Source organism: Arthrobacter sp. ASL1 (assembly GCF_056680475.1).
Window position 1 is genome coordinate 2,769,752 of sequence record NZ_CM155284.1, and the last position, 26,747, is coordinate 2,796,498.

Annotated in this window: 20 protein-coding genes; 11 read left to right on the forward strand and 9 right to left on the reverse strand. The window is 69.4% G+C overall.

Annotated features, from left to right (window positions below):
• Positions 1–70 precede the first annotated feature (70 nt).
• Together AC1MEQ_RS13120 and AC1MEQ_RS13125 are read left to right on the forward strand one after the other, a co-directional pair.
• Positions 71–2,077, forward strand: a complete 2,007-nt coding sequence (locus AC1MEQ_RS13120; RefSeq protein WP_479791262.1) for a S9 family peptidase — start codon at positions 71–73, stop codon at positions 2,075–2,077.
• On the forward strand, positions 2,074–2,379 hold the full coding sequence (locus AC1MEQ_RS13125; RefSeq protein ID WP_479791264.1) for an acylphosphatase: 306 nt from the start codon (positions 2,074–2,076) through the stop codon (positions 2,377–2,379). Before AC1MEQ_RS13120 ends, AC1MEQ_RS13125 begins: the two co-directional genes overlap by 4 nt.
• Here AC1MEQ_RS13125 and AC1MEQ_RS13130 read toward each other — a convergent pair.
• A complete protein-coding gene (locus AC1MEQ_RS13130) occupies positions 2,376–3,746 on the reverse strand; it encodes an NAD-dependent succinate-semialdehyde dehydrogenase (protein WP_479791266.1) in 1,371 nt (456 codons plus the stop codon). The genes AC1MEQ_RS13125 and AC1MEQ_RS13130 overlap by 4 nt on opposite strands.
• A 104-nt stretch (positions 3,747–3,850) precedes the next feature.
• Positions 3,851–5,548 (reverse strand): ABC-F family ATP-binding cassette domain-containing protein, encoded by a 1,698-nt coding sequence (locus tag AC1MEQ_RS13135; protein ID WP_479791268.1) that lies wholly within the window; start codon positions 5,546–5,548, stop codon positions 3,851–3,853.
• A 143-nt stretch (positions 5,549–5,691) separates the two neighbouring features.
• Between AC1MEQ_RS13135 and AC1MEQ_RS13140 the strand changes: the two genes are divergently transcribed.
• On the forward strand, positions 5,692–6,198 hold the full coding sequence (locus AC1MEQ_RS13140) for a ferritin (RefSeq protein WP_479791269.1): 507 nt from the start codon (positions 5,692–5,694) through the stop codon (positions 6,196–6,198).
• 6 nt (positions 6,199–6,204) lie between these two features.
• On the opposite strand, the gene AC1MEQ_RS13145 is transcribed toward AC1MEQ_RS13140, so the two are convergent.
• The 4 genes from AC1MEQ_RS13145 to AC1MEQ_RS13160 all read right to left on the reverse strand — a co-directional run bounded on the left by AC1MEQ_RS13145 (position 6,205) and on the right by AC1MEQ_RS13160 (position 9,728).
• Positions 6,205–6,585: an RNA-binding S4 domain-containing protein gene (locus AC1MEQ_RS13145; RefSeq protein WP_479791270.1), complete on the reverse strand. Its 381-nt coding sequence runs from the start codon at positions 6,583–6,585 to the stop codon at positions 6,205–6,207.
• A 12-nt stretch (positions 6,586–6,597) separates the two neighbouring features.
• On the reverse strand, positions 6,598–7,752 hold the full coding sequence (locus AC1MEQ_RS13150; RefSeq protein WP_479791272.1) for a glycerate kinase: 1,155 nt from the start codon (positions 7,750–7,752) through the stop codon (positions 6,598–6,600).
• An 86-nt stretch (positions 7,753–7,838) separates the two neighbouring features.
• Positions 7,839–8,933 carry a CdaR family transcriptional regulator gene (locus AC1MEQ_RS13155; RefSeq protein WP_479791274.1) on the reverse strand — a complete coding sequence of 365 codons (1,095 nt, stop codon included), beginning with the start codon at positions 8,931–8,933 and terminating at the stop codon, positions 7,839–7,841.
• A 9-nt stretch (positions 8,934–8,942) separates the two neighbouring features.
• Positions 8,943–9,728, reverse strand: a complete 786-nt coding sequence (locus tag AC1MEQ_RS13160; protein WP_479791276.1) for a DeoR/GlpR family DNA-binding transcription regulator — start codon at positions 9,726–9,728, stop codon at positions 8,943–8,945.
• A 287-nt stretch (positions 9,729–10,015) separates the two neighbouring features.
• Here AC1MEQ_RS13160 and AC1MEQ_RS13165 point away from each other — a divergent pair, with 287 nt between their 5' ends.
• From AC1MEQ_RS13165 to AC1MEQ_RS13200, 8 genes are all read left to right on the forward strand, one after another.
• Positions 10,016–11,377: an ABC transporter substrate-binding protein gene (locus AC1MEQ_RS13165; protein ID WP_479791277.1), complete on the forward strand. Its 1,362-nt coding sequence runs from the start codon at positions 10,016–10,018 to the stop codon at positions 11,375–11,377.
• A gap of 22 nt (positions 11,378–11,399) precedes the next feature.
• Positions 11,400–12,311 (forward strand): carbohydrate ABC transporter permease, encoded by a 912-nt coding sequence (locus AC1MEQ_RS13170; protein WP_479791278.1) that lies wholly within the window; start codon positions 11,400–11,402, stop codon positions 12,309–12,311.
• On the forward strand, positions 12,308–13,276 hold the full coding sequence (locus AC1MEQ_RS13175; RefSeq protein ID WP_479791279.1) for a carbohydrate ABC transporter permease: 969 nt from the start codon (positions 12,308–12,310) through the stop codon (positions 13,274–13,276). Before AC1MEQ_RS13170 ends, AC1MEQ_RS13175 begins: the two co-directional genes overlap by 4 nt.
• A 9-nt stretch (positions 13,277–13,285) precedes the next feature.
• Positions 13,286–16,447: a glycoside hydrolase family 2 TIM barrel-domain containing protein gene (locus tag AC1MEQ_RS13180; RefSeq protein WP_479791281.1), complete on the forward strand. Its 3,162-nt coding sequence runs from the start codon at positions 13,286–13,288 to the stop codon at positions 16,445–16,447.
• Positions 16,444–18,561, forward strand: a complete 2,118-nt coding sequence (locus AC1MEQ_RS13185; protein WP_479791282.1) for an alpha-galactosidase — start codon at positions 16,444–16,446, stop codon at positions 18,559–18,561. The genes AC1MEQ_RS13180 and AC1MEQ_RS13185 overlap by 4 nt, the downstream gene beginning before the upstream one ends.
• Entirely contained in the window at positions 18,558–19,718 is a 1,161-nt protein-coding gene (gene galT / locus AC1MEQ_RS13190; RefSeq protein ID WP_479791284.1) for a galactose-1-phosphate uridylyltransferase, read from the forward strand. Before AC1MEQ_RS13185 ends, galT begins: the two co-directional genes overlap by 4 nt.
• Positions 19,715–20,974 (forward strand): galactokinase, encoded by a 1,260-nt coding sequence (gene galK / locus AC1MEQ_RS13195; RefSeq protein ID WP_479791285.1) that lies wholly within the window; start codon positions 19,715–19,717, stop codon positions 20,972–20,974. The genes galT and galK overlap by 4 nt, the downstream gene beginning before the upstream one ends.
• 324 nt (positions 20,975–21,298) lie before the next feature.
• The gene (locus AC1MEQ_RS13200; RefSeq protein ID WP_479796133.1) at positions 21,299–22,618 is read left to right on the forward strand and encodes a short-chain fatty acid transporter; all 1,320 of its coding nucleotides are present in this window, start codon (positions 21,299–21,301) and stop codon (positions 22,616–22,618) included.
• A 163-nt stretch (positions 22,619–22,781) separates the two neighbouring features.
• On the opposite strand, the gene AC1MEQ_RS13205 is transcribed toward AC1MEQ_RS13200, so the two are convergent.
• From AC1MEQ_RS13205 to AC1MEQ_RS13215, 3 genes are all read right to left on the reverse strand, one after another.
• Positions 22,782–23,729, reverse strand: a complete 948-nt coding sequence (locus AC1MEQ_RS13205; protein ID WP_479791287.1) for an AEC family transporter — start codon at positions 23,727–23,729, stop codon at positions 22,782–22,784.
• Between the two features lie 80 nt (positions 23,730–23,809).
• Positions 23,810–25,138: an enolase C-terminal domain-like protein gene (locus tag AC1MEQ_RS13210; protein ID WP_479791288.1), complete on the reverse strand. Its 1,329-nt coding sequence runs from the start codon at positions 25,136–25,138 to the stop codon at positions 23,810–23,812.
• Complete coding sequence (locus tag AC1MEQ_RS13215) at positions 25,135–26,742, reverse strand: aldehyde dehydrogenase (NADP(+)) (protein WP_479791290.1); 1,608 nt, start codon at positions 26,740–26,742, stop codon at positions 25,135–25,137. The genes AC1MEQ_RS13210 and AC1MEQ_RS13215 overlap by 4 nt, the downstream gene beginning before the upstream one ends.
• Positions 26,743–26,747 lie beyond the last annotated feature (5 nt).

Genomic DNA, 26,747 nt, shown 5'->3' on the forward strand with positions numbered 1-26,747 from the left:
TTCTGCCTCCGAAGGGCACGACGGCGGAATGCCCACCCGGGTGCGGGTCGGCCTTCGGTACGCTCGGGGGATGACAACCCGCGCCCCCTTCGGTTCCTGGCCCTCCCCGATTTCCGCCGCCTCGCTGGTGGCCACCAGCACCCCGGTGGCATCGCCGCGGTTCGTGGGCGATTCGATCTGGTGGCTCGAGGGCCGTCCCGCCGAGGGGGGCCGCTTCACGGTCGTCGCCGACGGGGAGCCGCACCGCGAGCTCGTCCCCGCCCCCTACAACGTGCGCAGCCGGGTCCACGAATACGGCGGATCCGCCTGGGCGCCGATCGGCGATGGCGCCGGCGACCGGTTGGTGTTCGCGAACTTTGCCGATCAGCGGGTGTACCTGCACAGTGCGGCCGGGACCAGCGCGCTGACCCCGGCCTCCGTTCCGGATGCCGGCGACGTCGGGGACCCGCACCTGCGCTTCGCGGAATTTACGCCCTCCTGGCGCGACGGCGAGGTGCTGGCCGTCTGCGAGGACCACACCGGGGCGGCGATCGAGCGCCATATCGTGGCCATCCCGCTCGATGGCAGCGCGGCCGATGACGCCACCGCCCTGCGCCGGGTGACGCCGTCGTCCCGCTTTGTCGCATACCCCCGCGTCAGCCCGGACGGCACCCGCATCGCCTGGATCAGCTGGGAGCACCCGCAGATGCCGTGGGACGGGACCGTGCTGCACGTCGGCGACGTCGACGACGCCGGCCCGGCCACCGGGGTACGCGACATCGCCGGCTCCACCACCGAGTCGGTGCTCCAGCCCGAGTGGCTCGACGCGCAGGCCCTGGCCTTCATTTCCGACCGCTCCGGCTGGTGGAACCTCTACCGTCAGGACCCCGGATCCGACGCCGCCCGGCCGCTGTGCCCGCGCGAGGAGGAATTCGCCGAACCACTCTGGCAGGTCGGCACCACCTGGTACCGGGTGCTCGACGACGGACGGATCCTCACCGCGCATGGCACCCACGGGATGCGGCTGGGCATGCTGGATCCGACCACCGGTGTGCTGGAGGACCTGGACCTCCCGCTCACCCACGCCCTGCCGTCCGGGGTGCGCCGCAGCGGGAACGCCCCCGGCACCGGCGTCGAGATCCTGACCGTGTCGCAAAGTTCCACCGAGGGCGCGGGGATCCGGCTCGTGGACGTGGACACCGGAAGCCTGCGCACCATCCGGCGTGCCCTGCGCGAACTGCCCGACGCCGGCGTTCTGCCCACGGGGCAGGCGATGGACTTTCCCGCGGCAGGAGGCGCCGCCGTCGTGCATGCCAACGTCTACGCCCCGGCGCTCGCCGGCCACGCGGGGCTGCACGGCGAGCTGCCGCCGTTCGTCGCGTTCGTGCACGGCGGGCCCACCGGGCAGGCACGCATCGGCCTGTCGCTGCCCATCGCCTACTACACGAGCCGGGGCATCGGGGTGGTGGACGTGAACTATGCCGGTTCCAGCGGTTTCGGCCGCGCCTACCGCGACCGGCTGAAGGGCGAATGGGGTGTCGCCGACGTGGCGGATACGGTCGCCGTCATGGGGGGTCTGGTCGACGCCGGGCTGGCGGATCCGAAGCGGCTGGCCATCGAGGGCGGTTCGGCCGGCGGCTGGACCACGCTGGCCTGCCTGGTCAACACGGACGTCTTCGCCGCGGGCATCTCGCGCTACGGCGTGGCCGACCTCGAGGCGCTGGTCGCCGACACCCACGATTTCGAGGCCCACTACATGGAATCGCTGGTCGGTCCGTGGCCGGAAGCCCGGGACCTCTACGCCGAACGTGCCCCCATCAACCACGTGGACCGGCTCGGCTGCCCGGTGCTGCTGCTGCAGGGCGACGAGGACCGGGTGGTCCCGCCGAACCAGTCGCGTCTCTTCGCCGACGCCCTGGCCGCCAAGGGGATCGAGCACGCCTACGTCCTCTTCGCCGGGGAGCAGCACGGTTTCCGCAAGGCAGCCAACATCGTCCGCGCCCAGGAACTCTCCCTGGCCTTCTACGCGCACGTCTTCGGGTTCACCGCCGACGTCGAGCCGATCGAACTCACGCGCGGCGGGGAGAGCCCGGCATGAGCAGCGGGGGACCCGGGCCGCGAGGACACGGGGCCACCGCCATCGAGGCGACGGCCACCGGGACCGTGCAGGGGGTCGGGTTCCGCTACCTCACCCGGCAGCGGGCCGAGGCCCTCGGGCTTACCGGCTCGGCGGTGAACCTCCCCGACGGCAGCGTGCGGGTCACCGCCCAGGGACCCCCGGAACCCGTGGCCGAACTCGTCTCCTGGCTGCGCTCGCCGCAGGCCCCGGGCCGGGCGGGGCACCTCGCGGTCCGGCAGATCGAGCCGGACCCCGGGGCCACCGGGTTCGAGGTTGGTTAGCGCGTGCGGATGAGCTTGCGGTTCACGAACTCGTCCATGCCGTACTTGCCCAGCTCCCTGCCGACGCCGGAGCGCTTGACGCCGCCGAAGGGCAGCTCCGCCGCGGTGCCGGCCGGCTCGTTGATGTAGACCATCCCGGCGTCGATCTGGTGGGCCACCCGCTGGGCGCGCTGCGGGTCCTCGGTGAAGATCGAGGATCCCAGCCCAAACGGGGTGTCGTTGGCCAGGGCCACGGCGTCCTCCTCGCTGGCGACCTTGAAGATCATCGCAACCGGGCCGAACAGCTCCTGGTGGAACACGTCCATGTCGGGGGTGACGCCGGTGAGCACGGTCGGCTGGAAGAACGCCGCATCCGCGGACACCTTCGACCCACCCACCAAGACGGTCGCCCCCTCGGCAATGGCGGATTTCACCTGCTTCTCCAGGTTGTCGGCGGCCGCCTGCGAGGACAGCGGGCCCAGGAACGTCTTCTCGTCGGACGGATCCGCCGGGGTGATCGCGGACAGCGACGCGGTGAACTTCTCGACGAAGTCGTCGTAGAGGTCCGCCATGACCACGAAGCGCTTGGCCGCATTGCAGGCCTGCCCGCCGTTGCCCATGCGCCCGTTGACGGCACGCTTGACCGTCTTGTCCAGGTTTGCGGTATCCAACAGGATGAACGGGTCCGAGCCGCCGAGTTCGAGCACGACCTTCTTCAGGTTCCTCCCGGCGACCTCGGCGACGGCCGAACCGGCGCGTTCGGAACCGGTGAGCGAGACCCCGGCGAGGCGCGGATCGGCGATCAGGTCGGCGATCTGCTCGTTGGTGGCAAAGATGTTCACGTAAGCACCCTCGGGCGCTCCGGCGTCGCGGAAGATCTGCTCCATGGCCAGCGCCGACTCCGGGCACTGCGGTGCATGCTTGAGCAGGATCGTGTTGCCGTTCATCAGGTTCGGGGCGGCGAACCGGGCGACCTGGTAGTACGGGAAGTTCCACGGCATGATGCCCAGCAGGACGCCGAGGCCCTCCTTGCGCACGACGGCGGTGCCCCCGGCGACGACATCGAGCTGCTCGTCCTCGAGGTACTTCGGGCCGTTCGTGGCGTAGTAGCGGTAGATGGAGACGACGATGTCGATCTCCCCCTTCGCCTGCATCACCGGCTTGCCCATTTCACGGGTGATGATCGCGGCGAGTTCGTCCTTGCGCTCCTCGTAGAGGTCGGCGACGCGGCCCAGCAGGGCGACCCGGTCATCGACAGCGCTGGTGCGCCAGGTGCCAAAGGCCGCGTGGGCTGCCGCCGTGGCCTCCTGCAGGCCGGCGTCGCTGATGGTGTCGTATTCCTTCTCGACCTGGCCGGTGGCTGGATTGGTGACGGCGTAGATGCTCAACGTGGCTCCTTCGATGGGGACGTGCTGTCGTGGCCATTGTGCCTGAGTGGCCACGTCTTCGGCATAGCGTTGCGCGTCATCCGGGTATTCCCCCGTGCCTGCGGTCAGCGGGCTCGTTCCACCCGGGCCTCGTCCCACACCGGCTCCTCGGTCTCGTAGACGCGGCCGTTGGACCCGAACACCAGGAAGCGGTCGAAGGACTTGGCGAACCAGCGGTCGTGGGTCACGGCCAGGACCGTGCCCTCAAATGCGTTGATCGCCCGTTCCAATGCCTCCCCGGAGTGCAGGTCCAGGTTGTCGGTGGGCTCGTCGAGCAGCAGCAAGGTGGCGCCCGAGAGCTGCAGGAGCAGGATCTGGAAGCGGGCCTGCTGGCCACCGGAGAGCGAGTCGAAGGCCTGTTCAGCCTGTGAAGCCAACCCGTAACCGTCCAGGGAGCCGGACGCTGCCTCGCGGCCGAGTCCCGAGCGGTGTTCGTCCCCGCGGTGCAGGATGTCCAGCAGCGAGCGCTGGCCCAGATCGGGGCGGACGTGGGTCTGGGCGAAGTAGCCGGGGCGGATGCGTGCCCCGAGTTTCACGGTGCCCTCATGGGGGACCTCCGCCAGCACGGTGTCGGAGACCGGCAGATGTTCGCGCTCGGGGTCGGTGCCGCCGGCGGCGAGCAGGCGCAGGAAGTGGGACTTGCCCGAACCGTTTGAGCCGAGCACGCCGACCCGGTCCCCGAACCAGATCTCGGTGGAGAACGGCTTCATCAGCCCGGTGAGCTCCAGCTTCTGGGCCACGATCGCCCGCTTGGCGGTGCGTCCACCGCGCAGGCGCATCTTCACGTTCTGCTCGATCGGCAGGGCCTCGGGTGGACCGATCTCCAGGAACTTCGCCAGCCGTGTCTGTGCCGCGTGGTAGCGGTTGGCCATGTCCGAGCGGAACGCCGCCTTGTTCTTGTACATGTTCACCAGCTCCTTGAGCTTGGCGTGCTCCTCGTCCCAGCGCTTGCGCAGTTCCTCGAAGCGGGCATTGCGGTCGGCGCGGGCCTCGACGTAGCTGCCGAACGATCCACCGTGGATCCACGCCGATGCCCCGTTGGCGCCCGGTTCGAGGGTGACGATCCGCTGGGCGGCCTGGTTGAGCAGCTCCCGGTCGTGGCTGATGAACAGCACCGCCTTGTCGGTGGCGCGCAGCTTGGACTCGAGCCACCGCTTGCCCGGAACGTCGAGGTAGTTGTCCGGCTCGTCGAGCAGCAGCACCTCGTCGTTGCCCGCGAAGAGGGCCTCCAGGACCAGTCGCTTCTGCTCGCCGCCGGACAGCGTGGAGGCAGGGCGGTGCGCGGCGCGTTCGAAGGGCAGCCCCAGGGCCGCCATGCAGACTTCGTCCCAAACGGTTTCGATCTCGTAACCGCCGGCGTCACCCCAGTCGACGATGGCCTGGGCGTAGCGCATCTGGGTCTTCTCCTCGGCAGCGGGTGAGGAGTGGTCGGCCAGCATGGCGTCTTCCGAGGCGGCCAATTCGGCGGCGGCAGCGGCCAGGGGCGGGGGAGCGGCGGAGACCAGGAGGTCGCGCACGCTGGATTCGTCGCGGACCTGGCCGACGAACTGGCGCATGATGCCCAGCGTCCCGGAGAGCCCGACCGTTCCGCCGTCGGCCACCAGGTCCCCGGCGATGATCTTGAACAGCGTGGTCTTCCCGGTCCCGTTCGGGCCGATCAGGGCGGTCTTGCTGCCGGTGCCGACCTTGAAGGAGACCTCGTTCAACAGCTGCGTGCCATCGGAGAGGAAGTAGTCGATCCCGGCAACATCAATATGACCCATCCGGCCAGTCTAGGTGGGATCAGGTATGGCTTCCCAACCCTGCCGACCCGGCGCAACGCCGTCGTTCGCTATTGGGTGCCGGGGGAGGCCAGTTAGGCCAAACTCCCATGACAGCCTTCGTATTCCGCCGTAGATTGGGCCCCATGAAACTCACCGGAGCACTCGAAAAGGCATTCAACGACCAAGTCACCCTGGAGCTCGAGGCATCCATGGTGTACCGCCAGCTGGCCATCGAGATGGATGTCCAGGATCTGCCGGGGATCGCCGGATGGTTCCGCGCGCAGTCGCACGAGGAAATCGTCCACGCCGAAAAGTTCATCTCCCACATGACCGACCGCGATTCGAGCCCGTCCATCGGCGCCATGAGGGCCCCCGGTGTGAAGGCCGGTTCCGTCCGGGACGCGTTCGAGGCGTCGCTGGCCCACGAGGTGAAGGTCTCGGAGGCCATCCGCCACCTGTACCGGCTGGCCCAGCAGGAGGGCGACATCGACGCCTTGCCCCTGCTGAGCTGGTTCGTCTCCGAGCAGCTCGAGGAGGAGGCGACCGTGGGCGAGATCATCGGCCGCGTCCGGCTCATCGGCGACGACGGCCCGGGCCTGCTGCGCCTGGATGCCGAACTGGGTTCCCGCCCGGGCGCCGACGAGGCCTAACCGGGCCTAACCGCCCAGTTCGCGGCGCATCCGCTCCAGCTCGCGCCGGTCGCGCTTTGTGGGCCGGCCGGTACCGCGGTCGCGGACCGGGACCATCAACGCGGGGGCCTTCGGCCGGGCCGGCGTGTGGTCGGTGTAGCAGCTGGCAGCTGCCTGCGCCCCTACGCGCTTGACGATCAGCTGGCGCACCTCGAGGATCCGCTCGAACCCCGATTCGCGCACCCGGATGGTGTCCCCGGGCACGATGACCGCCGCGGCCTTGGCCGGGCGGTCGTTGAGCTTGACGTGTCCGGCGCGGCACGCCGCCGTGGCCGCCGAGCGGGTCTTGAACGCGCGCACCCCCCAGAGCCACGCATCGATGCGTACTGCCTTGTCCAACGTTTTCATGGTCCCTCGAGACTAGCCGCACCTGCCGGTCCCGAGCCCGAGGGCGGCACACGCCTGCGCTGCGGTGTCCTCGATGAGCCGCAGTGCATCGGCCTGCAGCCCGGCCAGATCCGCCGGCCCAGGGGCGATCGAGAACGCTGCGGTCAGCCCCGCCGCACGGCAGGCAGCCGCATCGAGCTGGACTGATCCGGCGACGACCACCACGCGCGTGCCGGGTCCGGCGGTGCGGCGCACGGCGTCGACGACCTTGCCGCCCAGCGATTGGCTGTCCAGCCGACCCTCGCCGGTGAGCACGACGGTGGCATCCTGGACGGCGTCTGCCAGTCCGACGGCGGTGGAGACCAGCTCGGCACCGGGAACCATCTCGGCCCCCAGCAGGGCGGCCAGGCCCAGGGGCATGCCGCCGGCGGCCCCGCATCCGGGCTCGTGGGCCGCCGCGTCCGCACCGAGCACCCGCGCCAGATGTGCGAGCCCGGCGTCCAGGGACGCAACATCGCCGGCCGAGGCGCCCTTTTGCGGGCCGAACACCGCTGCGGCCCCACGTGGTCCGCAAAGCGGGTTGTCCACATCAACGGCGATCCGCCATGTGACATGGGCAGCCCGGTGGTGCAGCTGGGAGGCATCGATCCGGGCGACGGAGGAGAGCGCGCCGCCCCCGGGGGCGACCTCGTCTCCCGTCGCATCGAGGAACCGCACGCCCAGCGCCGCCAGCAGCCCCGTCCCCCCGTCGGTCGTGGCCGAACCGCCGATGCATAGCAGGATCTCCGCGACACCCGCGTCCAAGAGGTGGGCCGCAACCAGACCCACACCGAAGGTGTCCGCCTCCAACGGCTGGAGGGGGACGTCGGAGACCTGCGGGAGGCCGTTGGCCTCGGCCGCTTCGATGATGCCGGTGGCCCCGTCCGCCGAGATGCCGTAGCGGGCGGTGCACGGCCGGCGCAGGGCGTCGGTGGTGTCCACGGTGAGCGGCCCGGTCCCCCAGACGGCCAGCAGGGCATCGAGGGTTCCCTCGCCGCCGTCGGCCATCGGCAGTTCGACGATCCGGGCCCGCGGACCCGCCACGGCACGCGCACCGCGGGCCATGGCCGCGGCTGCTTCGGCCGCGGAGGCGCTGCCCTTGAAGGAGTCGGGGGCTACGACGATGAGGGGTGGTGCCGGTGTGCTCATGGAACTACTCTAGACGGCACAAGAGGCCACTGATATGGGCATCCTGCCTATGATTTTGATGTATCTGTCTTTCAAAGGAGGGCGGATTAGCCATGGTTGGTGGGGTGGTGGAACGAAGTTGGCGTTCCGGCACGGGCAGCGATGGTCGCCAGGCGCAGTGTCTGTGCTTGCGACGGGACCCGGGGGTCGAGGCCGGTCAGCTGCGTGATCCGATCCAGCCGTTGGATCGCCGTATTCCGATGTAGGAACAGCTCTCGTGCCGTGGCTGAAACCGATGCGCCCGACGCGGTGAAGGCTTCCAGGGTGCGGTGGTGCTCGGCGCGCAGCGGGCCCACGCGGGCGGCAAGTGCCGCCGCCGTGGCAGGAGGCAGGCAGGCCACGGACAGCTCGGCGGCCAAGTCGTCGAGCCGGAGTGGTCCGGACGCGGGAGACAGGGGCAATAGCTGTCGCGCGGCGGCGAGTGCCCCGAGGGCCTGGGCCGATCCGGCCAGTTCGGCCCCGTTGGCGCATGGTCCGCTGTCGATGATGGTGCATCCAGCAGATGTGCCTGTCGGCCCGTCGTCGTACCGGGTAGACCGTCCGCCAGTGAGGATCCACAGTGCGTCGCCGAACCTGGCGCGCCGATGCGGCTCGCGCGGCTGCGGGGCACCCTCGTCGGACGTTGGCGTCCCCGCCTCCTCCGGGGCCAATGCGGCTTGGAGCCGCCAGGGCGGCGGAAGTTCCGGGACGCCCGCGGCCAGGGCCGCCTCGATCTTCCGGCCTGTCAGCTCGCCGGAGACCATGCGGGAGAGCAGCTCGCGGTCCGCGGCGTCGCGGCGGGCGGAGTCATCCATTTCGCGTTCGCGCTCCAGAAGCAGGGCCATCGTCAAGACCAGTACCTGCGCCACCGGGGCGACCCGCTCCGGGGGCCCGGTGACACCCAGGACCCCCACGATCTCGCCCTCGAGGCGCAACGGCAGGTTGACCCCCGCCTTCTCGGTGGGGGATCCGTCGTCGTGCACGATCCCCGGTTCCCCGGAGGCCACGGCCCGCGCAACGGCATGGACGCTGTCGATTCGTCCCGGGTCGGTGGAGGCAATGATCCGGCCGGAGGGGTCCATCACGTTGATGTTGAACTCGAGCGTCGGGGCGACGTGGTCGATGACTCGTTGGGCCAACTCGCGGCTCAGGGGCAAGGGCATGCCGCCAGTTTAGATGGTGGGAGTGAGCAGGAGCGTCTCGATCGATTGCCGCAAGACCTCGGCCGCGTCGGGGGAGAGGGCGTCGCCGGTGACCAGGATGTCGGCGGCATCCAGGGGCGAGATCTGGCACAAGCCGGTGATGCCCCACTTGCTGTGGTCGGCGACGACCACCTGCCGTGCTGCGGAGGCCATGAAGGCGCGGTTGGCCTGGGCCTCGAGCATGTTCGGTGTGGTGAACCCGTCTTCGGCGGTCATCCCGTGGACGCCCATGAAGCAGATGTCCACATGCAACTGGGCCAAGGCCGCCGTGGCCAGGGGGCCGACGAGTGCATCGGAGGGCGTGCGGATCCCGCCGGTCAGGATGATGGTCTGGGACGGGTTCTCGGCACTGTAGAAGACCTCGGCGATCCGTGGCGAGTTGGTGATGACGGTGAGATTGTCGATCCCGGTGCATTGTCCGGCCAGTGCGTACGTGGTCGTGCCGGAATTCAGCGCGACCGACATCCCCGGTTCGATCAAACCGGCGGCCCGCAGCGCCAGCGCCTCCTTCTCGGCCGCGGCCAATCCGAGCTTGCGCGTGAAACCGGGCTCGATGCTGGTGGCCGACTGCTCGCGGGTGGCACCGCCATGGACCTTGACGAGTTCCCCGGCCCCGGCCAGGGCGTTGAGGTCCCGGCGGACGGTCATTTCCGAGATGCCCAGATCGTGGGAGAGCTCGGTGACGCGGACCTGTCCGAATCTGTTCAGCACCTCCAGGATGTGTCGACGGCGCTGCTGCGGAAGCATCTCTGCCATGGTCGATGCGCCTTCCTGCGGGGGTGGTGGCCGGTGGCCCGATAGTCGCCAGCATAGTCGAGGTCCGAAATTGTTCGAGTATGCTGACATGCCCGATGAGCGAATTCTCTCGCTATCAACAGGATTTACAGGGATTCTCATCGATGTCTTGTGTCGGGGTGTGGTGCGTGTCATAGTATCGTGAAGTCGGAATTAGTTGCTTTCTGATCGACTTTGAGTGTTTCTCCCTTATCCCCGTCGTTGCGCACATGGAAATGCGGGCCAACGGCACAACCCAAGGAGTCACCGTGGCCCACAACCATCCCCACCCGACGGGGCGTCCATTTCCGCCCAGCCCGTCATCGCTCGGCAAGGGACTCAGTGTCCCCGTCAACCGGCGATCCGTCCTCGGAGGGGCGATGGGCCTTTCCGCGCTCGCCGCCCTCACGGCCTGCGGCGGAGGTGGCGGCGGTGCCAGCGTCAGCGCGGGCACCGGTGACATCACCTTCGGCTCCAACCAATCGGATGCCGTGCCGAAGGCCGCGTACCAGAAGATCATCGACGGTTTCGTGAAGGAGTCCGGTTCCAAGGTCTCGATCAATACCGTGGACCACAACACGTACCAGGAGCAGATCAACTCCTATCTGCAGGGGGATCCTGACGATGTCTTCAGCTGGTTCTCCGGGTACCGCATGCGCTTCTTCGCCGACCAGGGCCTGGCCGGGGATATCTCCTCGGTGTGGGACACCATCGGATCGAACTTCAGCGAATCATTCAAGGCCGCCGCGACGGGCAGCGATGGAAAGCAGTACTTCGTCCCGTTGTCCTATTACCCGTGGGCCATGTTCTATCGGAAATCGGTCTTTGAGGACAAGGGATATGAGGTTCCCACGACGTTGGACCAGATGACCGCCATCAGCGAGGACATGCTCAAGGAGGGGCTGGCCCCGATCGCGTTCGGCGACAAGGACGGCTGGCCTGCCATGGGTACGTTCGACATCCTGAACATGCGCATCAACGGCTACGACTACCACACCAAGCTCCTGGCCGGGGAGGACTCCTGGGAATCCGACCAGGTCAAGGAGGTCTTCAACACCTGGGCCAAACTGCTGCCCTACCACCAGAAGGGCGGGCTCGGACGCGACTGGCAGGAGACCGCCCAGGGCCTGCTGCAGAAGAAATCGGGGATGTACCTGCTGGGCATGTTCGTCTCCCAGCAGTTCCAGGACGTCGAGGGCGGGGACGCGCTGAAGGATCTTGACTTCTTCACCTTCCCCGAGATCAACCCGGACTTCGGCACCGACTCAATCGATGCGCCCATCGACGGATTCATGATGAGCGCCCAGACACAGAACGGCGGCACGGCTAAGAAGCTGCTGGAGTACCTGGGCAGCGCCGACGCCGAGAAGATCAACGCTGACGCCGACAAGGGCCTGGTCGGGCCGGCAAGCAACATGGACACCTCCGGCTACACGGACCTGCAGAAGAAGGCCACCGAGGTCGTCGGAAAGGCCAAGAACATCGCCCAGTTCATGGACCGGGATACCCGGCCGGATTTCGCCTCGACCGTGATGATCCCCTCGATCCAGGCATTCATCAAGAACCCGAAGGACATCAACAACATCCTGAAGGACGTCGAGGCGCAGAAGAAGGCGATCTTCGTCGGCTGAGGCCGCGGAGGAGGGGAACACCATGAGCACATTGACGCACAAGGCGCGACCGGCCAAGGGACGGAAGGTCCGACGGTACAGCACCACCGACCGCGTGGTCCTGACCCTGATGCTGGGACTCCCGGCACTGGTGGTGTTGGTCTTCGTCTGGGGGCCGGCGCTGGGATCGGTCTTCCTCTCCTTCACCCGTTGGAACGGCGTCACTGCCATCCAGCCCGTCGGGTTCCAGAATTACGAACAGGTCGCCACGATCTACCCGCCCTTCTGGCCCGCGCTGCGCCATAACATCATCTGGCTCCTGGTCCTGGCCCTCGTTGCCACCCCCCTGGGCCTCTTCCTGGCCGTGTTGCTGGACAAGAACATCCGCGGCACCCGCGTCTACCAGAGCGTCTTCTACCTTCCGGTGGTCCTCTCGCTGGCGCTGGTCGGATTCATCTGGACGCTGCTGTACTCGCAGAACCAGGGGCTGATCAACCAGCTCTCCGGGGCCCACGTCAACTGGCTGGGCAACTCCGACATCAACTTGTGGGCCGTGCTGGTCGCGGCCAGCTGGCGTCACGTCGGCTACATCATGGTTCTCTACCTGGCGGGCCTGAAGGGCGTGGATCCCTCCATCAAGGAAGCAGCATCCATCGACGGGGCCAACCAGCGCCAGACCTTCTTCCGGGTGGTCTTCCCCGTGCTCAAGCCGATCAACGTCATCGTCCTGGTGGTCACCGTGATCGAGGGCCTGCGTGCCTTCGACATCGTCTACATCATCAACAAGGGAACCAACGGATTGGAGCTGCTCTCGGTGCTGATCACCAACAACATCATCGGCGAAGCCAGCCGGATCGGATTCGGTTCGGCCATCGCGGTCATCCTGCTGGTCATCTCGCTGGTCTTCATCGTCACCTACCTAGTGCAGACCTTCAGGAAGGAGGGCGCCCGATGAGCGCCGCCACGCTGACCCCCGGGGAACCCGATGCCGACCGGGACGCAGCAGCCGCCGGAGCTCCCGGCTCTGCAACGCCCCACGCCACGCGCCCCAAACCCCGGCGGTCCCGGCGGGACCGCCTCGGTACGGACCGCAAGGCACCGCTGCGTCCGGGCCGCGTCATCCTGCACGTATCCCTGATCCTCTGGGGCGCGATCTGGCTGGTGCCGCTGGCCTGGGCCGTCTACACCTCCCTGCGCCCCTATGCCGAGACCGCCGAAAAGGGATACGTCTCCCTGCCGGACACACTGAACTTCAACAACTACGTCACCGCCTGGACCCAGGCCGACCTGCCGCACTACTTCCTGAACTCGCTCTACATCGCCGTCCCCGCGGTCGTCGTCGTCCTCTTCATGTCCTCCATGGCGGCTTTCGTGCTGGCACGCTTCAGCTTCAAGCTCAACCTGGCGATGCTGATGTTCTTCACCGCGGCGAACCTGCTGCCGCAACAGGTCATCATCACCCCGCTGTACCGGATGTACCTGTCGCTGGACATCTACAACACCCAGTTCGGCGTCGTGCTGATCAACGTGGCCTTCCAGATGGGGTTCTGCGTCTTCGTGCTCTCCAACTTCATGAAGGCCCTGCCCGACGAGCTCGGGGAGGCCGCCCAGGTCGACGGTGCCGGGGTCTGGCGGCAGTACTACCAGATCGTGCTCCCGCTGACCCGGCCGGCCCTCGCGGCCCTGGCCACGCTGGAGTTCGCCTGGATCTACAACGACTTCTTCTGGGCCCTGGTCCTGCTGCGTGACGGCGACGCCATGCCGGTGACCAGCGCGCTGAACAACCTCAAGGGCGCCTTCTTCACCGACAACAACCTGGTCGCCGCCGGCGCCGTCATGATCGCCCTGCCCACCGTGGTCATGTTCCTTGCGCTGCAAAAGCACTTCGTGGCCGGCCTGACCCTCGGCAGCGACAAGTAGGGCGGCCCCGTGAAAATCCCCGCAACCCCCGCCCTGCCCTACCACCTCGATCCCTCGCCCGGTTCCGGCGCCTTGCCCGCCCGCGCCCATTTGGACTCCGACCGGCCCGAAGCCAGCCTCCACGGCCGCTGGGGGTTCCGCTATGCCCCGACTGTCGCCGCGGCCCACCTCGACCCCGCCGCCCCGGACGCCGACTTCCCCGAGACCGTCACCGTCCCCGGGCACTGGGTCCTGGACGAGGCCAACGGGCCCCTGGTCATCGGTGCGTCCAACCGCTTCGGCAGCCCCTGGTACACCAACGTCGACTACCCCTTCCCGTTGGACCCGCCGTTTGTGCCCGACGCGGGCGGCATCGGGGACCACCTGCGCGAATTCACCGCCGACTCGCTGGGGTTCACCCGGACCGTATTGCAGGGCCTGGACCGGGTGGTGCTGCGCTTCGAGGGCGTCGAATCCACCTTCCGGCTCTGGCTCAACGGCACCGAACTCGGACACGCCGCCGGCAGCCGGCTCACCCACGAATTCGACGTCACCGACGCCCTGCTGCCCGGAGGGGCGGTCAACCGGCTGGTCGTCCGGGTCCACGCGTTCGCGGCTGCCAGCTACCTGGAGGACCAGGACCAGTGGTGGCTGCCCGGCATCTTCCGCGACGTCACCCTCATCGGTGAGCCCGTCGAGGGGATCCGCGACGTGCAGTTCGTCGCCGACTACGACGGCGGTGCCGGGCACCTCACGCTGGAGGTCGACGCCCCGGCGGCGGCGTACCCGCTGCGGTTGTCCGTCCCCGAGCTGGGTTTCGAACGTGAGATCACCACCGCCCGGACCGGGCTGGATGTCGGCGGGGTGGAGGGATGGACCGCGGAGACGCCACGCCTGTATACCGCCACGTTGTCCTCGGGCGGAGAAACGGTGGCGCTGCGGTTGGGATTCCGACGGGTCGACATCGCCGATGGGGTCCTGCGGGTCAACGGGGCACCGATCCGTTTCCGCGGGGTCAACCGGCACGAATTCCACCCGCGCACCGGACGGGCCCTCACCCGGGAGTTCACCCGCGGCGAGCTGGTCACGATGAAGCGCCACAACATCAACGCCATCCGCACCAGCCACTACCCGCCCAACCACCACCTGCTCGCTCTCGCCGACGAGCTGGGATTCTGGCTCATCGACGAATGCGACCTGGAAACCCACGGATTCGTCGCCGACCACTGGACGGGGAACCCCTCCGACGACCCGGCCTGGCTGCCCGCCTACCTGGACCGCATCGAGCGCAGCTGGCGACGCGACGCCAACCACGCGAGCGTCGTGATGTTCTCCCTCGGCAACGAATCCGGCACCGGTGCCAACCTGGTGGCCATGGCCGACTGGCTGCGACGGCACGACCCCATGCGCCCCATCCACTACGAGGGCGACCACGACGGCGCCTACACCGACGTCTATTCGCGCATGTATGCCACCCCGACCGAATCAGCTTCGATCCTGGCCGGGGGGCCCATCCCGTCGGCGAGCGCGGCGGGATCGGAGCGGATTGCGGCCCAACCGTACATTTTGTGCGAATACGCGCACGCCATGGGCAACGGGCCCGGAGGGCTGGGCGACTACGAGGCCGTCTTCGATACCCACCCCCGGGCCGCCGGCGGCTTCGTCTGGGAGTACAAGGACCACGGGATCCTCGCGGCCACCCCGGACGGCACGCCCGTGTATGCGTACGGCGGCGACTTCACCGAGCCGATCCACACCTCGAACTTCGTCCTCGACGGACTCGTCTTCGCCGACGGCACCCCCAGCCCGGGGATTGTCGAATACGCCAAGGTCATCGAACCGGTCAGGGTCACCGTCGGGGAACGGATCCGGGTCGAGAACCGCCAGGATTTCGCCGGCACCAGCGGCTATGAGTTCCATTGGCGGCTCGACCCGGAGGGGCCCGACGACGACACCGTCCCCCTCGCCGCGGGGATCCTGTCGGTGCCGCTCACCCCCGCACGCTCGGCCACCATGCTGGACCTGCCCGGCGCGGTGGGCGGGCACGCCGGTGCCGTCCTCACCGTCACCGTCCGCCTCGCGGCCGATGCCTGGTGGGCCCCACGGGGACACGAGGCGGCCTGGGGGCAGGGGATCGCGGGCCGTCCCGCCGACGCCCCCGCCTCCGGGACCACCCAACCGCCCGTCGCGCTCCCCGCGCGCCGCGTCGAAACGCCGCCCGCCACCGGCCCCGGCCCGCATGGATTGCACAACCTGGCCGGGTTCGACGGGGCCGGCCTGCTCGAGCGGCTCGCCGACCTTCAGCTGGAGGGTCCGGTACTGCAGGTCTACCGTGCCCCGACGGACAACGACGCCGGGGCCATCGAACCCACCCGCGATCTGCGCCCCGGCGGCGCGGGCACGGTGGGCACCGACGCCCAGGCGGCCCCGGGATTCGATTGGGACACCTACGCCGGCACGACGCCCGGCCCCGTCGTCGCGCTTGCCGACCGCTGGCACGGCGCGGGCCTGCACCGGCTCCAACGCCGCACCGTGGCCATCCGCGACGACGGGGTTCGACTGCGGGCAGCCCACCGCTACGGTGCCCCCGCGGCGTCGACCGGGTTCGGCACCGAGGTTGAATGGAGCGTCGTCGACGGGGCGCTGCGCTTGCGTGCACGGATGGAGTCCTTGCGGGACCCCGGCTTCCCGCTGGCCCAACTGGGGTTCGGATTCACCCTGCCCGCCGACGCGCTCGCCGATGACAGCGCCGTGACCTTCGCCGGCACCGGCCCGGGCGAGTCGTATGCCGACTCCCGGGCAGCCCAACGGTTCGGAACCCACCGGCTAACCGTGGCCGGGCTGCGCACCGACTACCCGCGGCCCCAGGCCAACGGCCGGCGCGGCCACCTGCGCCGGCTTGACCTGGCGCTGGCCGACGGGCGGACGCTGCGGCTGCGGATCCTCGAGGGTCCGCCAGACACCGGTTTCACCCTCGGCCCCTGGAGCCAGCAGGAGCTGGCCCTCGCCGGACACCCCACCGACCTGCCCACCCCCACCCGGTGGCACCTCGGGATCGACGCCGGCCAGCACGGGCTGGGCAGCCGCTCCTGCGGCATCGACGTGGCCGACCGCGACGCCCTCTCCGCCCGCACGGCGGAGCTGGTCCTGGACCTCGCCCTGCTGGCCACCACCGCGAAAGGCACCCCATGAGCCTCATATCCCTCACCGGCCACGGCGTCGCCCTGGTCCTGGAGACCAGCGGGGATCCCGCCGTCGTGCATTTCGGTGCCGACCCCGGGTCCCTGCCGAAGCATGCATCCACGGGGCCGGTGCTGCACTCCAACTACGACCATCCGCTGGCGATGCCGTTGTGGCCGCAACCTGCCAACGGCTGGTCCGGCACCCCGCTCCTCGACGGTGGACGCGGTGGGCGCGACACCTCGGCCCGGTTCACCGACCCCGAGGTGGCCAGCGACGCCGACCGGCTGGCCCTGCACGCCACCGACACCGATGCCGGTCTCCAGCTGACCACCGAGGCCGAGCTGCTCCCCGGCGGCCTGCTGCGGCTGCGCCACACGGTGACCAACACCGGAGAGCCCGGATACGAGGTACGAGCCCTGCACGCAGTGCTGCCCGTCGGGCCCCAGGCCACCGAACTGCTCGACACCGCCGGTCGCTGGTCCCGCGAACGGTCCGTGCAGCGCCTGCCGTTCGTGCTGGGCACGCACCAGCGGTCCGGACGGCGCGGGCGCACCGGCCACGACGCCCCGCTGCTGCTCGCCGCCGGCACGCCATCCTTCGCGAACCGGCGCGGCGAGGTCTGGGCCCTGCACCTGGGGTGGAGCGGGAACAGCACGGTGTTCGCCGAACGCACGCCCACCCCCACCCGGGCCCTGGGCGCCGGTGAACTGCCCGGCACCGGCGAAATCGTGCTGGACACCGGCGAATCCCACACCTCCCCGTGGACCTACCTGGCCTATTCGGGCCACGGCCTGGACGGGGTCGCCGCCCGCTTCCACACCTACCTGCGCTCGCGGGCACGGCATCCGCGCCGCGCACGCCCGGTGGTGCTGAACACCTGGGAGGCCGTGTACTTCCGCCACGACCTGGATGAGCTCGTGTCCCTGGCCGGCGCTGCGGCAGAGGCCGGGGTGGAGAGGTTCGTGCTCGACGACGGCTGGTTCGGCTCCCGGCGCGACGACACCGCCGGGCTCGGGGACTGGCACGTCTCGCCCGAGGTGTGGCCGCGGGGCCTGGTACCGCTGATCCGGAAGGTCAACGACCTCGGCATGGAATTCGGCCTCTGGGTCGAACCCGAGATGGCCAACCCCGATTCCGCCCTGGCCCGGGACCACCCCGACTGGCTCTGCCGGGCCCGTACGGATGCGTTGGCCCCCACCTGGCGCCAGCAACACGTCGTGGACCTGACCTACCCGGACGCGTACGCCCACATCCTGGCCTCGCTGGACACCGTGCTGGCCGACGCCCGGGACGCCGGCGCCCCGATCGCGTTCCTGAAATGGGACCAGAACCGGGACCTGGCCGACCTGTCCTCCGCCGGCCACCCATCCCAGCACGTCCAGACCCTGGCCGCCTACCGCATGATGGACGAGCTCACAGCGGCCCACCCGGGACTGGAAATCGAATCGTGTTCCTCCGGTGGCGCTCGCGTGGATCTCGGGGTCCTCGAACATACCGACCGGGTCTGGGCTTCGGATTCCAACGATGCGCTCGAACGCCAGCACATCCAGGAGATGACCCAACGGGTGCTGCCCCCCGAGCTCGTCGGCCAGCACATCGGCCCGCCCACCGCGCATACCTCCGGGCGCACGCACGCACTGGCCTTCCGGGGGATCACCGCGCTGTTCGGCCACTTCGGGCTCGAATGGGACATCCGCGAGGCCGTCGGGGCCGACCGCGACACCCTGCACCAGCTCGTCCGGCTGTACAAGGAGCACCGCGCCCTGCTGCACTCCGGGGTCCAGGTCCGCGCCGACCTCGGAGACGACGCCTGCAGCCTATACGGGACGGTGGCCGGCGACGGCCGCGAGGCCCTCTATGCCTGGGTGCTCCTGCGCTCCAGTGACGACGCCGGCCCCGGTGCCGTTGCCCTGCCCGGGCTGGCACCCGACCTGGCGTACCGGGTCACGGCGATCCTGCCCGGCGACGAACCCGGGACCTACGCGGAGCGGGTCGCCCCCAGCTGGGTGGCAGATGGCTTCACCGCCACCGGCGCCTACCTGTCCACCGTGGGCCTGATGCTCCCGGCTCTGAACCCCGAGCGGGCCGTCCTGCTCCACGCGAAGGCCCTGGAGGAACTATGAGCAGCCCGCAGACGCACACCCCGCCGCCGGTTGAGGCCGGGTCCCCGAGCCGTCCGGCACGTGGCCAGCTGGCCGACGGCCGCGACATCCTCTACTTCTTCGACGAGCCCCGGGAACAGGCGGACTTCGTACCCCCGGACGATCCCCGCGCTCTCCCCGGCCGCCCACCGGCGGCCGAACTGCGCCGCGACCCGCTGACCGGGGAGTGGGTCTCCTTCGCCGCACACCGGCAGACCCGCACCCACCTGCCGCCCGCCGACGAATGCCCGCTGTGCCCCTCGGCGCCCCGGCGCCCCACCGAGATCCCCGCCGGCGACTACGACGTCGTCGTGTTCGAGAACCGCTTCCCTTCCTTCGGCCCCGGGCAGCAGGACCAGGTCCTCGGCGAGGGGTTGGGGGATACTTTCCCCGCGCATGGGCGCTGCGAGGTCATCGCCTTCGGGGCGGCCCACGACGACTCGTTCGGGGACCTCCCGCTGAAACGGGCGCGTACCGTCGTCGACGCCTGGGCCCAGCGCACCGCCGAGCTCTCCGTCCTGCCGGGCATCGAGCAGGTCTTCGCGTTCGAGAACCGCGGAGCGCAGATCGGCGTGACCCTGCACCACCCGCACGGCCAGATCTACTCCTACCCCTACATCCCGCCGCGCACACGCATCCAGCTGGAGCAGGCGCGCACCCACCGGGCACGCACCGGACGCAACCTCATGCAGGATGTGCTGGACTTCGAGCTCGCCGCCGGGACCCGGATCGTGGAACGGAGCGAGCACTTCACCGTCTTCGTCCCCTTTGCCGCCCGGATGCCCATCGAGGTGCACGTGGTGCCCAACCGCCACGTGGCGGACCTGGCCGGCCTCACCGCCGGCGAGCGCGCAGACCTGGCCGAGGTCTACCTGCGCCTGATCCGCGGCGTCGACGCCCTCTACCCGAGCCCCACCCCCTACATCGCCGCCTGGTTCCAGGCCCCCGTCCGCCACCCGGACGCCGGGGAGCTGCGCCTGCACCTGCAGCTGACCTCACCGCGCCGGGCCGAGGACAAGCTGAAGTACCTGGCCGGTTCGGAGGCCGCGATGGGCGCCTTCATCGGCGACGTCACCCCCGAATCGACGGCCGCCCGCGTGCGCGCGGCCGTCCGGTCCGTGAAAGGATCCACCGCATGACCTCCCTGCCCGACGCCGGCTCCTCCACCGCCGACGACCTCACCTCCGGGGCGGCCCCCGACGTCGGGGACCTGGAGCGCATCACGCAGGCCTTCGCCGGGCTGTTCGGCTCCGCGCCCGACGGCGTCTGGGCGGCACCGGGCCGGGTGAACCTCATGGGAGAGCACACCGACTACAACGAGGGCTTCGTGCTGCCCTTCGCACTGGAACACCGTGCCCGGGTCGCCGTCGCGCTGCGGCCGAGGGGTCCAGCCCGGTTGCGTGCTGCTTCCCTGCAGGGGGCCGACCCGGCGGGGACCGGCCGCCCGGCCACGGCCGGCCAGGTCACCGACGTTGAGCTGGGGCACCTGGAACCGGCCGCCGTCGAACCCTGGGCCCGGTACGTGGCCGGCGTCATCTGGGCCCTGCAGCAGCGTGGACACGAGGTGCCCGGGCTGGACATCCTGCTCGACTCCGACGTCCCGTCCGGTGCAGGCCTGTCCTCCTCGGCGGCGATCGAATGCGCGGTGGCCCTGGCCGTGGACGAACTGCTGGGCACCGGCATTCCGCGCGGGGAGCTGGTGCTGGTCTGCCAGCAGGCGGAGAACGATTTCGTGGGAGCACCGACGGGCATCCTGGACCAGTCGGCCGCCCTGCTGGGGACGGCCGGCAACGCCCTGTTCCTCGATTGCCGCAGCCGGGATGCGCGGCAGGTCCCCCTGGCCCTGGCCGACGTCGGGCTGGCGCTGCTGGTCATCGACACCCGTGTCGCCCACGCCCATGAATCCGGCGGCTACAAGGACCTGGTCGCCGCCTGCCGGCGGGGCGCGGCCGCCCTGGGGGTTTCCGCGCTGCGGGATGTCGAACCCGCCCGATTGTCCGAAGCTCAACGGCTGCTGGATGCCGACACCTTCCGCAGGGTGCGCCACATCGTGACGGAAAACCAACGCGTGCTGGACACGGTGGCCGCCCTTGAGGCTGAGGGGCCACGGGCCATCGGACCCCTGCTCAACACCAGCCATGCCTCGATGCGCGAGGATTTCGGGATTTCCTGCGACGAGCTCGACGCCGCCGTCGACGCGGCCCAACAGGCCGGGGCCCTGGGCGCCCGTATGACCGGGGGCGGGTTGGGGGGATCGGCCATCGCCCTGGTCGCCGTCGGCGACGCCGCGGCCGTCGTGGAGTCGGTGCGGGCCCGGTTCGCCGTCGAGGGGTACTTGGCGCCCGACATCTTCACAGTCCAGCCGGGGCCCGGAGCCTGCAGGGTCGACCGATGACCACTCATCCGTCGGGCATGAGAAGGGCCCCGGCTTTGGGGGAAAGCCGGGGCCCCGATTCATCACTCGCACCTTTATGAGGTACTTGAAAGCCTAGAAGCCAGAGCTAGGCGGCGGCTGTGTGGACGGTGGGGATTCACTGCGAACCGCTGCACCGGTGCGTCCGGACGGGTGCGGTGCACGCCGCCGGGGACGCTGTCCCCCTAGTCAGCGAACCGTTGGCGCTAGGGTGGGTGACGTCACTCACTCCTTCATCCCGCGAGGTGTTTTTTCGTGCAGAGCCGCACCGAGACCGCCAAGCAGGGCACGCCGATTTCGCGTGCCATGCGTCCGGTCAACCACTTGGTCGAGAAGTTCATCCCCTCAGCACTGGTGTTCGCCATCGTGCTGACGTTCATCGTCGCCGTCCTGGCGCTTTTCCTGACCGGCTCCTCGCCGGTGCTCGTCGTCAAGAGCTGGGGTGACGGACTGGCCGGGCTGCTGGCATTCATCACCCAGATGGCCCTGGTCCTCATGCTCGGCCACATCCTGGCCAACACACGGCCGGTGCGGAAGCTGCTCGCGTTTTTGGGCAGCATCCCGCGCACGCCGATCCAGGCCTACCTGTTCGTGTTCGCCGTCGCGGCGGTGGCCTCGCTGATCACCTGGGGGCTGGGTCTGGTCGTCGGTGCACTGCTCGCCAAGGAAGTCGCGGCACAAGGACGCGAACGCGGCCTGCGGTTGCACTTCCCGATGCTCGTCGCCTGCGGGTTCGCCGGCTTCGTCGTCTGGCACATGGGCTACTCGGGATCCGGTCCGCTGACCGCGGCGACCCCCGATTCGTTCATCGCCAAGCAGCTCGGCGGCCCGCTGCCGATTTCGGAGACGACCTTCTCGACGTGGAACATGATCGCCGCGTTCGCCACCATCGTCGTCGTGGGGTTCGCCCTGTTCCTGGTGGCGCCGCGGCACGCCGACAAGATCGTGGAGCTGGAGCGCGACGCCCGGGATACAGGGGTGAAGGTCGAGGAGGACATCGTCACCCCGGCGGATCGCGTGGACGCCAGCCGGCTGCCGACCCTGCTGCTGGGCATCATGCTGGCTGCCTACCTGGTGATCCACTTCGTACAAGGCGGGACCGTCACCCTGGACATCGTGAACTGGACGTTCCTGGCACTGATCCTGCTGCTGGTGCGCAACCCGTTCGAACTCGTCGCCCTGACCAAGGACGCCGCATCCAACGTCGGGGAGATCCTGCTGCAGTTTCCGCTCTACGCGGGAATCCTGGGCATCATGGAGGGCACCGGGCTGATCCAGGTGTTCTCCGACGCCTTCGTGGCGATCTCCACACCGGAGACGTTTGGCGTCCTCGCCTTCCTGTCGGCGGGACTCGTGAACTTCTTCGTCCCCTCCGGCGGCGGGCAGTTCGCCGTCCAGGCACCAATCATGCTCACCGCCGCGGAGCAGCTGGGGGTGGATCCGTCGATCCCCATCATGGCGGTGGCGTACGGCGACCAGTGGACGAACATGATCCAGCCCTTCTGGGCGCTTCCGCTGCTGGCCATCGCGGGGTTGAAGATGCGCGACATCCTCGGCTACACCACCATCGTGCTGGTCGCCTCCGGACTGGTGTTCGCCGCGACGCTGCTCATCGTGTCGTGGTAACCGCCGCGGCGTGGTGCCGCCGGACATGATGAAGGCCCCGGCTTGGGGGAAAGCCGGGGCCCGATTCATCACTCGCACCTTTATGAGGTAGTCACCACTCTAGGAAGCCAACCTTGGATGCGCCTGTGAGCCGGGTGGGGATTCCCCGTACGCCGCCGGAGGTTCACGTCAACAGCAGGGCAATGACGGCGATCGCCGGCAGCGAGAGCAGCGAGGATAGGAAGATGACGTCACGCGCGGCGGCCGTGGGCATGCGGAACTGGCTGGAGAACAGGTAGACGTTCTGCGCCGTCGGCAGCGCGGCCATGACCACGACCCCGAAGAGCGCGGTACCGGAAACCCCGAAGACCAGGTGCCCCAGCACCCACGCCACGCACGGCATGAAGGCCAGCTTCACCACCAAGGCCAGCACGACGTCGGCACGCACCGAACGCTCGCCGAGGGGCTTCTGCCCGTAGAGGCCCATGCCGAAGAGGACCAGGAGCAGCGGGATCGACGCATGCCCCAGCATCTCGATCGGGGTCCAGACGACCTCGGGCAGCGACCAGCCCGCCGCGGCGAACAGCGCCCCGGCAGCGGTCGCGACCGTGACGGGGTTCGCCAGCGAGCGCAATGTCCCGGATACCCATCCCGCACGGCCACCCGGCGGGGCCGTCGAAGCCCGCCGCGTGCACCACGAGAACAGCGCCAGGTAGATCGGGGCGACCACCAGCAGCTGGGCCAACAGCACTGAGACGACCGGCGTCGAACTGCCCACCGCGTACAGGGCGATCGGCAGGCCGATGTTCCCCGCATTGACGTACGAGGCGGACATGGCCCCCACGGCGACGTGCGCTGCCCTTCGGTGCAGGGCGAAGCGGCTCAGCAGCGCGAAGACGCCGCCGGTCACCGCCGCGGTGGCGAGCGCGACCGGCGTGTAGACGCCGATCACCGCGCCGAGATCCGTCTCTGCCAGCAGGATGAACATCAGCGCGGGGTTGGTGATGTAGTAGATCGCCGGGGTGAGGCCCTTCTGCATTGCCGGTGTGTGGGACGGCAGCAGCGCGGCGGCACCGAATCCGATGGCGATCAGGATCAGCACGATCCCGAAGCCGGTCAATACACCGTCCACCGGCTACCTCCACGCGGGTGGGGCCGGCGGCACACGTGCCACCGGCCCCGGAACTTGTCTGGAACTAATGAAATCCGAACCTAGCGCACCAGACAGGGGCGTTTGGGATCGAACTCCCAACCCTCGATGAGGTACTGCATGGCAGCGGCGTCGTCCCGCGAACCCAACCCGTGCTCCAGATACAACTGGTGTGCCTCGTCCAGGCGAGCACGGTCCAATTCGACCCCGAGACCAGGCCGGATGGGGACCTTGATCTCGCCATCGCGGATCAGCAGCGGGTCCCGGGTCAGGCCCTGCCCGTCCTGCCAGATCCAGTGCGTGTCCAGGGCGGTGATCTGACCCGGGGCGGCCGCACCGACCTGCGTGAACATGGCCAGAGAGATATCGAAGTGGTTGTTGGAATGCGAGCCCCAAGTCAATCCGAACTCGTTGCAGAGCTGGGCCACCCGGACCGATCCGGACATCGTCCAGAAGTGCGGATCCGCCAGCGGGATGTCCACGGCGTTGGTGCGGATCGCGTGGGCCATCTCCCGCCAGTCCGTGGCAATCATGTTGGTGGCCGTGCGCAGGCCGGTCGCCCGGCGGAACTCGGACATCACTTCCCGCCCGGAGAACTTTCCCTCCGGGCCACACGGGTCCTCCGCATAGGCGACGACCCCGTTCATGCGGTGTCCGAGGCGGATGGCCTCCTCCAGCAGCCAGCCGCCGTTGGGATCGAGCGTGATACGGGCGTCCGGGAAGCGCTGCTTCAACGCCGTGACCGCATCGACTTCCTCGTCGCCGGAGAGGACCCCGCCCTTGAGCTTGAAGTCAGCGAAACCGTAGCGTGCCTGTGCGGCTTCGGCCAGACGCACGATCGCCTCGGGTGTCATGGCCTCTTCGCGCCGCAGACGCTGCCAGTCATCGGCGCCGTCGGGCTCGCGCAGGTAGGGCAGGCTCGTGGCATCCGGATTGCCGACGTAGAACAGGTAGCCGAGCATGGGGACGGCGTCGCGCTGCTGGCCATCACCGAGCAGCTCGGCCACCGGGACGCCCAGGATCTGGCCCTGCAGGTCCAGGAGTGCAGATTCGACGCCGGTGACCGCATGAACCGTGGTGCGCAGGTCGAAGGTCTGCAGTCCCCGCCCACCCGAATCGCGGTCGGCGAACCGAGAAGAGATCTGGCGCAGAAGCGACCGGAAGCGGGCCACGGGCTGGCCCTGGACCAGGGCCCCGGCCTCCTCGATGGTCGCGCGGATCTTCTCGCCTCCGGGCACTTCGCCCAGCCCGGTGCGCCCGTCGGAATCGGTGATGATGACGATGTTGCGCGTGAAGAACGGCCCGTGGGCTCCGGAGAGGTTGAGCAGCATCGAGTCCCGTCCGGCGACGGGGACGACCTCGAGCCCCGCGATGGTCGGTGCGGCGCTCACGCCCCGCCTCCTGCCAGCTGGATGCGGCCGTCGATGCGCCGGTTCAGGTTCCACGGGTTGGCCTCCAGCAGCGGGGTGGGCAGCAGGGCCTCGGGCAGGTTCTGGTAGGCGACCGGGCGCAGGAAGCGCTCGATGGCCAGGCTGCCCACGGACGTGGTGCGGGAATCGGAGGTGGCCGGCGACGGCCCACCGTGGACCATGGCATGCCCGACCTCGACGCCGGTGGGCCAGCCGTTGGCCAGGATGCGTCCGACCTTGCGTTCCAGGACGGGGATGAGGGCCGCGGCCAGTTCGTGGTCGCCGTCGCGCAGCTGGAGCGTCGCCGTGAGCTGGCCCTCGAGCCGCTCGGCAGCAGCGGTGAGTTCGGCCGCATCTGCATAGCGGATCACCAGCGATGCGGCCCCGAAGATCTCCTCGTGCAGGACCTCGTTCGCCAGGAAGGTGTCGACCGTGGTGCCGAAAACCGACGGCGCGGGCGCGTTCTCCGTGGCTCCCTCGGCACCCCGTCCGACGAGGTCGACGCCGGCCTGGGCGGCCAGGGCATCCACTCCGCTGTGCCAGGAGCCGGCGATCCCGCTGGTGAGCATCGTCTGGCCGGAGGCACTGGTGACGGCACCGGAGATGGCGGTGACGAAGCGGTCGCCGGCCTCCCCGGAGGGCACAAAGACCAGGCCGGGGGCCGTGCACAGCTGGCCGGAGGACCCGGTCACCGAGGTGACATAGGCAGCCGCGAGGGCAGCGGCGTCGTTCTCCAGGGCTCCGGGGAAGACGAAGACCGGGTTGATGGAGCTCATCTCGGCGTAGACCGGGATCGGCTCCTGGCGTGCCGCGGCCGCTGCCACCAGGGCGAGGCCGCCGGTGCGGGATCCGGTGAAGCCGACGGCCTTGATGGCGGGGTCGGTGACCAGGGCCTGGCCGATGCTGCGGCCGGGACCGTAGATCAGGGAGAACACGCCCGGGTGCAGGTCGAAGGAGGCGACGGCGTCGGTGATGGCCTGGCCCACGAGTTCGCTGGTGCCCGGGTGGGCATTGTGGGCCTTGAAGACCACCGGGCAGCCGGCGGCCAGGGCGGACGCGGTGTCCCCGCCGGCGGTGGAGAAGGCCAGTGGGAAGTTGCTCGCGCCGAAGACGGCGACGGGACCCAACGGCACGTGGCGTTGGCGGATGTCGACGCGTGGCATCGGGGTGCGGTCCGGCAGTGCCGGGTCGACGCGGACGCCGCGGTGGTCCCCGATGCGCACGACGGTCGCGAAGAGGCGCAGCTGGTTGGCGGTGCGCCCCAGCTCGCCGGTCAGGCGTGCCCGGGGGAGGCCGGATTCGGCCATGGCCCGCTCGATGATGGCTGCGCCGTTGGCCTCGATGTTCGCGGCGATCTTCTCCAGGAAGCGGGCATGCGTGTCGGGGTCCAGGCTGCTGAACGAGGCGAAGGCCTCCCGGGCAGCCGCCGTGGCGGTGGCGAGCTGCTCGTGGCCGATCAGGGTGTAAGCCGGTTCGAGCGCCGTGTTGGTGGCGGGGTTGAAGCCGTTGACTGTGTCGCCGGTGCCGGCGGTGGCCCGGCCGGCGATGATCGAGTGTCCGTGAAGAGTGCTGGTCTGTGTGGGCATCAGTG